This window comes from Pseudomonas sp. LFS044 (assembly GCF_047978245.1).
Lineage (GTDB): Bacteria > Pseudomonadota > Gammaproteobacteria > Pseudomonadales > Pseudomonadaceae > Aquipseudomonas.
Genome location: NZ_JBFPFX010000014.1, coordinates 1 through 11,426, shown reverse-complemented (window position 1 = coordinate 11,426; position 11,426 = coordinate 1). Strand labels below are relative to the sequence as shown.

The following is an 11,426-nucleotide window of genomic DNA, read 5'->3' as shown; positions in this document are numbered from 1 at the left end:
ATGTGGGGAAGGTCAATACTCCAGATTGGCGCGTCTGAGCTCCAGCCCATTGTGGCCCATGGCAATGCGGTATTTGTTGATCTGGCCCGCCTGCAGCGTCAGCCGTGTGCTGCGCTGGTCCTCGATGCCGGGGGCGCAACCCGGCATCTGCCCGGGCAGCAAGCGCAAGCGCACGTCGATTGGGCCGGGCGGCAGGTTGAACGAGGTCGACTGCTCCTGGAACAGGCGCCCGGAAAGCTGATCGTTGAGGTACACGCCGATTTCGCAACTGGTGGCCACTTCCAGACGTTCCCGCGAAATGATCAGCACGCTGTAGTCCGAGTTGCCCTCGGCACTGGCCGGTGGCACAACCGCCAGCGCGGTCATTAGCCCGGCAACGCCCACTGCTGCCCTGAACATGAAGAATCTCCTGCTTGCCAAATCGTCAATGGCGCAGCTTGGCCGAGGTTTGCGCGGATTTCCAGCCCGGCCGTTCAACGCAGAACTTGACCTTGCCCCGGTGGCAAGCTTGAAACTGCGTAAAACCCCTAAGGAGGCAACACCCATGCAAGTGTTCAATGTTCAAGGCATGACCTGCGGCCATTGCGTGAAAGCGGTGACCCGTGCGGTGCAGGAACAGGATGTGAATGCTCAGGTGGAGGTCGACCTGGCTGGCAAGCAAGTGCGTGTACAAAGCGCGCTGTCGGCCGAGCAGCTGCTGGCGGCAATCCGTGATGAAGGTTATGTGGCCGAACAGGCTTGAGCGTGAAGGGGCCGCACGTCAGCCCCTAGTTTGTTGCAAATGTTTTCATGCTGATGGCGCCCACTGCAGGTAGACTTGTGCGCTTGCTTAGCCTGCTATGGATTCCTGATGAACCTGCGAATGGTGCTGATCCTGGGCGCATTGAGTGCGTTCGGGCCGTTGGCGATCGACTTCTACCTGCCTGCCTTCCCGGCGATGGCGCAGGCGTTCGCCACCGATGAAAAACATGTACAAACCACCTTGGCTGCCTACTTCCTGGGCCTGTCGCTCGGGCAGTTGGCCTACGGCCCGGTAGCCGACCGCTTTGGCCGGCGCATACCGCTGCTGTTTGGTGTAGCGCTGTTCACCCTGGCGTCGCTGGCCTGCGCCTACGCCCCCAACCTCGACACGTTGATCGTGGCGCGCTTTGTCCAGGCCTTGGGTGGATGTGCCGGGATGGTGCTGTCGCGGGCGATCGTCAGCGACAAGTGCGACCCGGTGGCCTCGGCCAAGGTGTTCTCGCAGCTGATGCTGGTCATGGGGCTGGCGCCGATCCTCGCGCCGATGCTTGGCGGTGTGCTGGTGAACGTGGCCGGCTGGCAGTCGATCTTCCTCACTTTGAGCTTGTTCAGCGCCGCCTGCCTGGTCGCAGTCGGCCTGGGGCTGCCGGAGAGTTTGCCTGCGCATATGCCACGCCAGCCGCTTTCAGGCGCATTGCGCCAGTACCTGCGGCTGCTGGCTGATCGGGTGTTCGTTGGGCATGCCTTGACCGGGGGAATTGCCATCGCCGGGATGTTTGCCTACATCGCCGGTTCGCCTTTCGTATTCATCAAGCTCTATGGCGTACCGGCCGAGCATTACGGCTGGTTGTTCGGCACCAACGCAGCGGGCTTCATTCTGGTGGCGCAAATCAATGCGCGCCTGCTGGCCAAGCGTGGCCCGGCGTTCCTGCTGGTGCGCGCAGTCTGGTTGTACCTGGCGGCAGGGTTGGTGTTGCTGGGTGTTGCAGCGCTGCGCCCGGCGCACCTGTGGCCACTGCTGGTGCCGCTGTTTGTCTGCATCTCGAGCCTCGGCTGCATCATCCCCAACGCTTCGGCCTGCGCCATGAGTGGCCAGGGCGCACGCGCAGGCAGTGCCTCTGCACTCATGGGTTGCCTGCAGTTCAGCGTCGCGGCCGGGGCCGCAGCGTTGGTCGGCCTGCTGCACGACGGCAGTGCGGTACCCATGACCTTGGTCGTCAGCCTGTGTGGGGCACTGGTGGTCAGTGTCGCGCTGTTGACCCACCGTTTGCAGGCCAGGCGTCCGGCATGAGGGTGTGGGGGGCCTGTAGGCGGGCCTCCAGGGTGAGCACGAAGGCGCGCGCTTCGGCCTCGCTGCGGAAACTCACAACATGCTGGTCGAGCCGGACCTGCCAGGGGCAGTTGGGGTTACGGTTCGACGCACTGACGACAATCTTCATCGCGGCATACCTCCGAATAGGGGGAGAGCGGACCTAGTGTAGCGCTGTGGCCACGTGGCGCCATGGCCGGCGTGAGTGTCCTGACTGGCGGTCGGGGCGCTTGTCCGCGAGTTGTGTCAGCCGTATCCAGGTGCAATGCCTGGATACGTGTAGAAGGTTCGCTTTTGTTTGCGCTATTTAGGGAACGACGCTGTCGGCAGAGTCGCTGGCCACGTGGGGCCATTCTTCCTGCTGCGGTATTTCTTCCCTTCCACCTCTCGGTTCCTGCCAGTTTTAGACGCCAGCGGCCAAACCTTGCGCCGGTTCGATCCCCGAGAGGGTGGCCATACCCATTCCACTTCAACACTGCAAGCCGGTGGGGCAGCTGCCGTAGTGCCCATTCGTGCGGCTTATACTGACCCAGGTGCCAGGCTCCCAGCTGCTGGGATGGCTACCGTCGTTGCCAGGCTTTGCCATTGGAAATCAGATGTGATCTTGCAGGGAGTTGAAGGACATGAGTGCAGTCAGCAGTATCAGTCAGATTGCCGGCCTGATGGCCGACCCCAAGCGCAGCGCGATGTTGTGGGCGCTCATAGATGGCATGCCGCGACCAACCGATGAGCTGGCGATGATAACGGGGCTGACCTCATCGTCAGCCTGCGCGCATCTGTCGTTGTTGTCTTCTGCAGGTTTGCTCAGGCTCGAAGCGCGGGGCCGCAAGCGCTACTTCCGGCTGGCAACGCCCCAGGTGGGGGCTGCAGTCGAAGCGTTGGCCAGCGTACAGCTTGGAGGCGAAAAAGGGGGGCAGGCGACACCGCTGCAGATGCCGATGTCGATGCGCCGGGCCCGCCGCTGTGGTGATCATCTAGGCGGCGAACTGGCGGGTGAGCTGTATCACCGCCTGGTGGTTGCAGGCTGGCTGGAGGGCGGCGTGCAGCAGATGATGGTCAGTGACGAGGGACGGGCGCAGTTGGCCAGCATCGGCGTTTACATCGATGCGCTGGCACCCCGTCAGCGAAAGGGCTGCGTGATTTGCCACTGCAATGAGTGGAGCGATCAGGGGCCGCATCTGGGCGGAAGCCTGGGGCAGGCGTTGCTCAGGTTGTTCCTGCAGTCGGGCTGGATTCGCGAGGCCGACAACACGCGGGCGTTGCAGATATCGGCCTTGGGTATTCAGCAGATCAATCGCATTGCCCGCGTGCCGACGTTGCAGGTGGGGTGACCGCAACGCCGCGCCCGGTCAGACCAGGCGTGCGTCCAGGCTGTTCTGCGCCAGGCGACGAGCCTGGTCTTCGGTCATGCCCAGGTGGGTGTGCAGGGCATGGAAGTTTTCGGTGACGTAGCCGCCAAAGTAGGCCGGGTCGTCCGAGTTGACCGTTACCTTCACGCCGCGCTCGAGCATGTCGAGGATGTTGTGCTGGCTCATGTGATCGAACACGCACAGTTTGGTGTTGGACAATGGGCAGACGGTGAGCGGGATCTGCTCGTCGATGATGCGTTGCATCAGGCGCTCGTCTTCGATGGCGCGCACGCCATGGTCGATGCGCTTGATCTTGAGCAGGTCGAGGGCTTCCCAGATGTACTCGGGTGGGCCTTCCTCACCGGCGTGGGCCACCGCCACGAAACCTTCGCTGCGGGCGCGGTCGAAGACGCGCTGGAACTTGCTGGGCGGGTGACCTTTTTCGGAGCTGTCCAGGCCGACGGCAATGAACGCGTCGCGGAAGGGCAGGGCCTGGTCGAGGGTCTTGTGCGCTTCGTCTTCGCTGAGGTGGCGCAGGAAGCTGAGGATCAGGCCACTGCTGATGCCCAATTGCTCACGGCCATCCTTGAGTGCCTGATTGATGCCGTTGAGTACCACTTCGAACGGGATGCCACGGTCCGTGTGGGTTTGCGGGTCGAAGAACGGTTCGGTGTGGATGACGTTCTGCGCCTTGCAGCGCTGCAGGTAGGCCCAGGTCAGGTCGTAGAAGTCCTGCTCGGTGCGCAACACGTCCGCGCCTTGGTAATAGAGGTCGAGGAATTCCTGCAGGTTGTTGAAGGCATAGGCGCTGCGCAGCGCTTCGACGTCATTCCAGGGCAGGGCGATCTTGTTGCGCTCGGCCAGGGCGAACAGCAGCTCGGGCTCAAGCGAACCTTCGAGGTGCAGGTGCAGTTCGGCCTTGGGCAGGGCGTTCAACCATTCATACATAGTGGGTGTTCTCGAATCAGGTACGGTTGCCGCCATTCTACAGGGCCTGGCCAGGCATTGCGCCCGGGCAGGCCCTGGAATGCGTCAACCACTGATCAGTTGCACGTCACCAGGTCAGGGCCTCGCCCTTGTAGTTGATGAAACGCAGGCCGCCGTTGCCGCTCTGGGCGTTGATCTGTTCAAGCATGCCACGGGTACTGGTGAGTACATCGATTTCCGCATGCTCGCCGCCCATGTCGGTCTGCACCCAGCCCGGGTGCATGGCCAGCACACAGAGGTCGGGGCGCTGCAGGTCGACCACGAAGCTGTTGATCATGGAGTTCAGGGCGGCCTTACTGGCTTTGTACAGGCAGATCTCGCCGCCATCGGGAATGGTCACGCTGCCCAGGATCGAACTCATGAACGCCAGCACTCCGGACCCTTCACGAACCTGGCCAGCCAGGCGGCGGGCTACGCGGATCGGCGCTACGGCGTTGGTCATGAACAGGTCGCCGATGTCCGTGCGTTGCACGGTTTCCAGGTCTTGCGGCAGGGGGCCCATGACCCCGGCATTGACGAACACCAGGTCGAATACTTCACCTTGCAGGCGCTGCTTCAGGCCGTCGAGCTGAGCGGTGTCATTCATTTCCAGCTGTTCGATGCGTACACCTGGCACCTCTTTCAGTGCGCCGGGGCTCTGTGGGTCGCGCACCGTGGCAATGATGTTCCAGCCATCTTCGTTCAGGCGTTGCACCAGGCCCAGGCCAAGCCCGCGGGAGGCGCCGATGATGAGGGCAGTTCTTGAGGTAGCCATTGGAACCTTCCTTTATCGGTTCAGGAGAAAGGAATTCAGCATACTTCAGGCGGGCTGAATGCGCCTGCATTCACGATTGATTAAAAAACGATCAGTTACGATTGGCCGTGCGCAGACGGGCGCTTCGCTTGTTGGCTAACGGGTTATCCACAGCCTGATCCACAGTTAATGTGCGCAAGCTGCGCTGAAGCCCTGTCGGCTGTTGATTGCTGGATTGGGGATAACTTTCGATGGCTCAGTGCGTTACGGCTGTCATCAAACAGTGATCAAAATATGCTCAATGCATTGCAGGCCATGTTATACGTGGCCTGCAGAGGATTGCCCCAAGCTTATCCACAGCCAGGCCCACAGCAGTTGTGTGCAACCTTCAGCAGGCCTGCAGCAGAATGCGGCCGCGGCTGAGGTCAGCGAGCTGCTGTTGCAGAGCGCTGATGAAGGCCTCGCCCACCGCTATTTGCAGGTCAACCCCATTGGCGGTGAACTGCTCATCCAGCACCAGCCCATCGATTTCCGCCAAACGCAGTTTGACCAAGGCCAGCTCACTGAAGCTGCAGCTGCAGCGGTATTCGCTGCGTTGCACCAACAGCCTTTTCGGCGCCTGTTGCAAGCATTTGTTGGCGCCACCGCCGTAGGCGCGGGCCAGGCCGCCGGTGCCCAGCTGGATGCCGCCATACCAGCGGATCACCAGTACCACCACCTGGTCGCAGTCCTGGGCTTCGATGGCCGCCAGGATCGGCCGCCCGGCCGTGCCGCCAGGTTCGCCATCATCGTTGCTGCGGTATTGCCCGCCCAGTTTCCAGGCCCAGCAGTTGTGCGTGGCGGCGAGGTCGCTGTGCTGTTCGATGAAGCTCATCGCCTCGGCTGCACTGGATATGGGGCCGGCGAGGGTAATGAAACGGCTCTTGCGGATTTCCTCGCGAAATTCGCAGAGGTCGAGCAGGGTAGAAGGCATATATAGATGTCAGGCACTCGGCGCGATGCCGCACCCCTTGAGGATGATGTGGATAAGGTTGTTGCTCGCGTCTTCCATGTCTTGCTTGGTCAGGCGGCTGCGGCCGGTGACCTGGCAGATCTGGGTGGCGAAGTCGGCGTAGTGCTGGGTGCTGCCCCATAGCAGAAAGATCAGGTGCACCGGGTCGACCGGGTCCATCTTGCCGGCGTCGATCCAGGCCTGGAACACTGCGGCCCGGCCTCGGAACCACTCGCGGTAGTCGGCACTGAAATACTCGGTCAGGCAGGTGCCGCCGCTGATCACCTCCATCGCGAAGATCCGTGAGGCCTGGGGGTTGCGCCGGGAGAACTCCATCTTGGTGCGGATGTATTCGCTCAGCGCCGCACCAGGGTCGTCCTCTACGCTCAAAGCGTTGAAGGTGCTGTCCCACAGTTCGATGATGTTGCTCAGCACGGCGATATAGAGCCCGAGCTTGTTGGTGAAGTAGTAATGCAGGTTGGCCTTGGGCAAGCCGGCCTTCAGCGCGATGGTGTTCATGCTGGTGCCCTTGAAGCCATGGCGGGCGAACTCGTCTTCGGCGGCCTGGATGATGGCCTGTTCGTTCTTCTGGCGAATGCGGCCGGCGGGCTTGCCCGAGGCGGAAAGGCGATGCGCAGGGACTTCTAAGGTCATGGACGATTCCGTACAGGTCTGTGGCAACGGATGTCGGACAAGATTACCTGCCTGCGCTCATGTGACAAGCATTAGCGTCACAAGCAGGCATCAGCGTGTCGCGGCCAGGCTTTCGAGGAAGCTTTCCAGCACCAGATTCGGTCGTCGCCCCTTGCGGGTTACCCAGCTCAGGCTCAGGTCATAGAAGCGCTGGGCAGGCTTGAGCGCGCGCAGGCGGCCTTGCTGCACCCAGAAGCTTGCGTAGTGGTCGGGCAGGTAGCCGATGTAACGGCCGGTGAGAATCAGAAACGCCATGCCTTCGCGGTCGGAGGCACTGGCACTGCAGTTGAGCGCCTGGTAGTGCGCCTGAATATCAGCGGGCAGGCGGAATGTCGGGGCGATCGCTTCCTGGTCGTTGAGGCGCTCATCGTCGATCTGCTGGTCGTCGGCATAGAACAGAGGGTGGCCGACCGCGCAGTAGAGCAACGAGCGTTCACTGTACAACGGTTGGTATTCAAGCCCGGAAAGCGGGCTGGTCTGCGGGACCACCCCAACATGCAGGCTGCCGTCCAGCACGCCCTGCTCGACCTGGCTGGGCGCGATCATGCGGATGTGGATACGCACATCCGGGCCGCGGTCCTTGAGTTCCGCCAGGGCGTGGGTGATGCGCATGTGCGGCAAGGTCACCAGATTGTCGGTCAGGCCGATGTTCAGCTCGCCACGCAAGTGCTGATGCAGGCCGTTGACTTCGGTGCGGAACGACTCCAGCGCGCCGAGCAGTTGCAGCGCCGAATGGTAGACCTCGCGGCCTTCCTCGGTCAGCGAGAAGCCCGCGCGGCCACGCTGGCACAGGCGCAGGCCCAAACGTTGTTCAAGGTCGTTCATCTGCTGGCTGATGGCCGAACGGCCGATGCCAAGCACGTTCTCGGCGGCCGAAAAGCCGCCGCATTCAACGACGCTTCGGTAGATTTTCAGCAGGCGGATGTCGAAATCGCTGACTTGAGCGAGAGGGTCGGGGCGTCGGCTCATAAGTTTAGTCTTGCGCTACCTGAAGATTAGAAATGTAGGCTTTTTCAGACTTTATCCGCGTGCCAATTTAGCTGCAACAACATCCATCGTTGCCTATTCGTCTTCCGAGGAACCGCCGATGAACATGCCCGAAACCGCCCCCACCGGTATCGCCAGCCAGCTCAAGCTGGACGCGCACTGGATGCCTTATACCGCCAACCGCAATTTCCATCGCGACCCACGCCTGATCGTGGCGGCCGAAGGTAACTACTTGGTCGACGACAAGGGGCGTAAGATCTTCGATGCCCTGTCGGGGCTGTGGACCTGTGGCGCCGGGCATACCCGCAAGGAAATTGCCGATGCGGTGACGCGTCAGCTGAATACCCTGGACTACTCCCCGGCCTTCCAGTTCGGCCATCCGTTGTCGTTCCAGCTAGCGGAAAAGATCACCGCGCTGACCCCGGGCGACCTGAATCACGTCTTCTATACCAACTCCGGTTCCGAGTGTGCCGACACCGCGCTGAAGATGGTCCGTGCCTACTGGCGCCTGAAGGGCCAGGCCGCCAAGACCAAAATCATTGGCCGCGCCCGTGGCTACCACGGGGTGAACATCGCCGGTACCAGCCTGGGTGGCGTCAACGGCAACCGCAAGATGTTCGGCCAGCTGCTGGATGTCGACCACCTGCCGCACACCGTGCTGCCGGTGAACGCCTTCTCCAAGGGCCTGCCGGAAGAGGGTGGCATCGCTCTGGCTGATGAGATGCTCAAACTGATCGAACTGCACGATGCTTCGAATATCGCGGCGGTGATCGTCGAGCCGCTGGCAGGTTCGGCGGGTGTGCTGCCGCCGCCGAAGGGTTACCTGAAGCGCCTGCGTGAAATCTGCACCCAGCATAATATCCTGCTGATCTTCGACGAAGTGATCACCGGGTTCGGCCGCATGGGCGCCATGACCGGCGCCGAAGCCTTCGGCGTCACCCCGGACCTGATGTGCATCGCCAAGCAGGTCACCAACGGCGCGATCCCGATGGGCGCCGTGATCGCCAGCAGCGAGATCTACCACACCTTCATGAACCAGCCGACCCCGGAATACGCCGTGGAATTCCCACACGGCTATACGTATTCGGCTCACCCGGTTGCCTGCGCCGCCGGTATTGCCGCGCTAGGCCTGCTGCAGAAGGAAAACCTGGTGCAGTCGGCTGCCGAGCTGGCACCGCACTTCGAGAAGCTGCTGCACGGCGTCAAGGGCACCAAGAACGTTGTCGACATTCGCAACTACGGCCTGGCCGGCGCGATCCAGATCGCTGCCCGCGATGGCGATGCCATCGTCCGTCCGTATGAAGCTGCAATGAAACTGTGGCAAGCCGGCTTCTATGTCCGCTTTGGTGGTGACACCCTGCAGTTCGGCCCAACCTTCAATACCCAGCCGCAGGAACTCGACCGCCTGTTCGATGCGGTCGGTGAAGCGCTGAACAAGGTCGACTGACCGTTCCGAATTTGACGTAAGGCGCGTGAGCCGATTACGCGCCAGCCTCAACCTCTTTATCTGGAGTTTTGCATGAGCATTGTTCAGCACCTGATTCACGGCGAACTGGTTACCAAAGGTGAGCGCACCGCCGATGTCTTCAACCCGTCCACTGGCCAGGCGGTACGCAAAGTCGAGCTGGCCAGCCGCGCAACCGTGCAGGAAGCGATCGATTCGGCCAAGGCTGCCTTCCCGGCCTGGCGCAACACCCCACCGGCCAAACGCGCTCAGGTGATGTTCCGCTTCAAGCAGTTGCTGGAGCAGAACGAAGCACGCATTTCGCAAATGATCAGCGAAGAGCATGGCAAAACCATCGAAGACGCTGCGGGCGAGCTGAAGCGCGGCATCGAGAACGTCGAGTTCGCCTGCGCAGCGCCTGAAGTGCTGAAGGGCGAGTACAGCCGCAACGTCGGCCCGAACATCGACGCCTGGTCCGACTTCCAGCCACTGGGCGTGGTCGCTGGCATCACCCCGTTCAACTTCCCGGCCATGGTCCCGCTGTGGATGTACCCGCTGGCCATTGCCTGCGGTAACGCGTTTATCCTGAAACCGTCCGAGCGCGACCCGAGCTCGACTTTGTACATTGCTCAGCTGCTGCTGGAGGCTGGCCTGCCGAAGGGTATCCTCAACGTGGTGCATGGCGACAAGGAAGCCGTGGACGCGCTGATCGAGGCCCCGGAAGTGAAGGCACTGAGCTTCGTAGGTTCGACCCCGATCGCCGAGTACATCTACGCCGAAGGCACCAAGCGCGGCAAGCGTGTCCAGGCACTGGGCGGCGCCAAGAACCATGCAGTGCTGATGCCCGATGCCGACCTGGACAACGCCGTCAGTGCGCTGATGGGTGCCGCGTACGGTTCGTGCGGCGAGCGTTGCATGGCCATTTCCGTTGCGGTGTGCGTAGGTGACCAGGTAGCCGATGCGCTGATTGCCAAGCTGGAACCGCAGATCAAAGCGCTGAAAATTGGCGCCGGTACCTCTTGTGGCCTGGACATGGGCCCGTTGGTAACTGCCGCTGCCCGTGACAAGGTGGTCGGCTACATCGACGACGGCGTTGCTGCTGGCGCCAAGCTGGTGGTGGATGGCCGTGGTTTCCGTGTGGCAGGCAATGAAGATGGCTATTTCGTGGGTGGCACCCTGTTCGACAAGGTGACCCCTGAGATGCGCATCTATAAAGAAGAGATTTTCGGCCCTGTGCTGTGCGTGGTGCGGGTGAACAGCCTGGAGCAGGCCATGCAGTTGATCAATGATCACGAGTACGGCAACGGCACCTGCATCTTCACCCGCGATGGCGAAGCCGCGCGCCTGTTCTGCGACGAGATCGAAGTGGGCATGGTCGGCGTCAACGTACCGCTGCCGGTGCCGGTGGCGTACCACAGCTTTGGCGGTTGGAAGCGCTCGCTGTTTGGCGACCTGCATGCCTATGGCCCGGACGGGGTGCGCTTCTATACCCGCCGCAAGGCGATCACCCAGCGTTGGCCGCAGCGGGCCAGCCATGAGGCGTCGCAATTTGCGTTCCCTAGCCTTTAAGGCATGAGGAGAAGCGGGGAGGCCGAAAGGCCTCCCCGCTTTGTTTTTGTGGTGTGAATGACAGGTGCTCGGCTTGGGGGCTTCGGCGCCATTGAGATCGAGCGCCGCCCGCGCGGCGCATCGCGGCTTAAGCCGCTCCTACATTTGTTGCAACGTGCCGTTCCAGGCAGGCCATGGTTGTTCGCCCTTGGCGCATGGCTGAAGACAGGCGGGGCGGCGCTAGCGCCAGCCGAAATATCGCGCCGTGCCAACAAGGCTGACAACTATGGCCTAGCAGGCCATGGCACGTTGCAACAAATGTAGGAGCGGGCTTGCCCGCGATGCGCCGCGCGGGCGGCGCTCGATCTCCTAGGCGCTGAACGTGTTGTGCCGAGCACTTGGTGGCCTTGATACGGCGTTCGCCGGGAATATTTCAAATAACTGAAATTAACCCTTGACCCGTTTCCAGATCCCCTTATAATGCGCCCCACTTCCAGCGACATCGGAACGACAAACTCCTTGAGATTCAATGAGTTAAGTAGTTAAGGTGGTGCTGCAAGGGCTACGATCGAATGATCGCAAGCGGTTGAAATGGTGATTGACAGCGCTTCTAAACGCTGTATGATTCACCTCCCGCTACGAGA

The 11,426-nt window shown here is 61.7% G+C and carries 12 protein-coding genes; 5 read left to right on the top strand and 7 right to left on the bottom strand.

The window, feature by feature from the left end:
* Positions 1-12: 12 nt before the first annotated feature.
* Positions 13-399, bottom strand: a complete 387-nt coding sequence (locus ACNQPL_RS13655; protein WP_346614715.1) for a hypothetical protein — start codon at positions 397-399, stop codon at positions 13-15.
* A 145-nt stretch (positions 400-544) separates the two neighbouring features.
* On the opposite strand from ACNQPL_RS13655, the gene ACNQPL_RS13650 reads away from it, so the two are divergent.
* Both ACNQPL_RS13650 and ACNQPL_RS13645 read left to right on the top strand, forming a co-directional pair.
* Positions 545-742 (top strand): heavy-metal-associated domain-containing protein, encoded by a 198-nt coding sequence (locus ACNQPL_RS13650; protein ID WP_346614714.1) that lies wholly within the window; start codon positions 545-547, stop codon positions 740-742.
* Positions 743-850: 108 nt separating this feature from the next.
* Complete coding sequence (locus tag ACNQPL_RS13645) at positions 851-2,032, top strand: multidrug effflux MFS transporter (RefSeq protein ID WP_416467030.1); 1,182 nt, start codon at positions 851-853, stop codon at positions 2,030-2,032.
* On the opposite strand, the gene ACNQPL_RS13640 is transcribed toward ACNQPL_RS13645, so the two are convergent.
* On the bottom strand, positions 1,983-2,180 hold the full coding sequence (locus tag ACNQPL_RS13640; RefSeq protein ID WP_346614712.1) for a hypothetical protein: 198 nt from the start codon (positions 2,178-2,180) through the stop codon (positions 1,983-1,985). The genes ACNQPL_RS13645 and ACNQPL_RS13640 overlap by 50 nt on opposite strands.
* A 493-nt stretch (positions 2,181-2,673) precedes the next feature.
* Between ACNQPL_RS13640 and ACNQPL_RS13635 the strand changes: the two genes are divergently transcribed.
* A complete protein-coding gene (locus ACNQPL_RS13635; RefSeq protein WP_416467029.1) occupies positions 2,674-3,381 on the top strand; it encodes a transcriptional regulator in 708 nt (235 codons plus the stop codon).
* 18 nt (positions 3,382-3,399) lie between these two features.
* Here the strand turns inward: ACNQPL_RS13635 and ACNQPL_RS13630 are convergent, their stop codons facing one another.
* The 5 genes from ACNQPL_RS13630 to ACNQPL_RS13610 form a co-directional block, all read right to left on the bottom strand.
* Positions 3,400-4,347 (bottom strand): adenosine deaminase, encoded by a 948-nt coding sequence (locus ACNQPL_RS13630; protein WP_387522378.1) that lies wholly within the window; start codon positions 4,345-4,347, stop codon positions 3,400-3,402.
* Between the two features lie 106 nt (positions 4,348-4,453).
* Entirely contained in the window at positions 4,454-5,140 is a 687-nt protein-coding gene (locus ACNQPL_RS13625) for an SDR family oxidoreductase (protein WP_416467028.1), read from the bottom strand.
* Positions 5,141-5,507: 367 nt separating this feature from the next.
* Positions 5,508-6,092 carry an IMPACT family protein gene (locus ACNQPL_RS13620; RefSeq protein ID WP_416467027.1) on the bottom strand — a complete coding sequence of 195 codons (585 nt, stop codon included), beginning with the start codon at positions 6,090-6,092 and terminating at the stop codon, positions 5,508-5,510.
* Positions 6,093-6,101: 9 nt separating this feature from the next.
* Complete coding sequence (locus ACNQPL_RS13615; protein WP_346614707.1) at positions 6,102-6,764, bottom strand: TetR/AcrR family transcriptional regulator; 663 nt, start codon at positions 6,762-6,764, stop codon at positions 6,102-6,104.
* Between the two features lie 90 nt (positions 6,765-6,854).
* Positions 6,855-7,772: a LysR family transcriptional regulator gene (locus ACNQPL_RS13610; RefSeq protein ID WP_416467026.1), complete on the bottom strand. Its 918-nt coding sequence runs from the start codon at positions 7,770-7,772 to the stop codon at positions 6,855-6,857.
* Between the two features lie 118 nt (positions 7,773-7,890).
* Here ACNQPL_RS13610 and ACNQPL_RS13605 point away from each other — a divergent pair, with 118 nt between their 5' ends.
* The gene (locus ACNQPL_RS13605) at positions 7,891-9,237 is read left to right on the top strand and encodes an aspartate aminotransferase family protein (protein ID WP_416467025.1); all 1,347 of its coding nucleotides are present in this window, start codon (positions 7,891-7,893) and stop codon (positions 9,235-9,237) included.
* A 72-nt stretch (positions 9,238-9,309) separates the two neighbouring features.
* Positions 9,310-10,803, top strand: a complete 1,494-nt coding sequence (locus ACNQPL_RS13600; RefSeq protein WP_346614704.1) for a CoA-acylating methylmalonate-semialdehyde dehydrogenase — start codon at positions 9,310-9,312, stop codon at positions 10,801-10,803.
* Positions 10,804-11,426 lie beyond the last annotated feature (623 nt).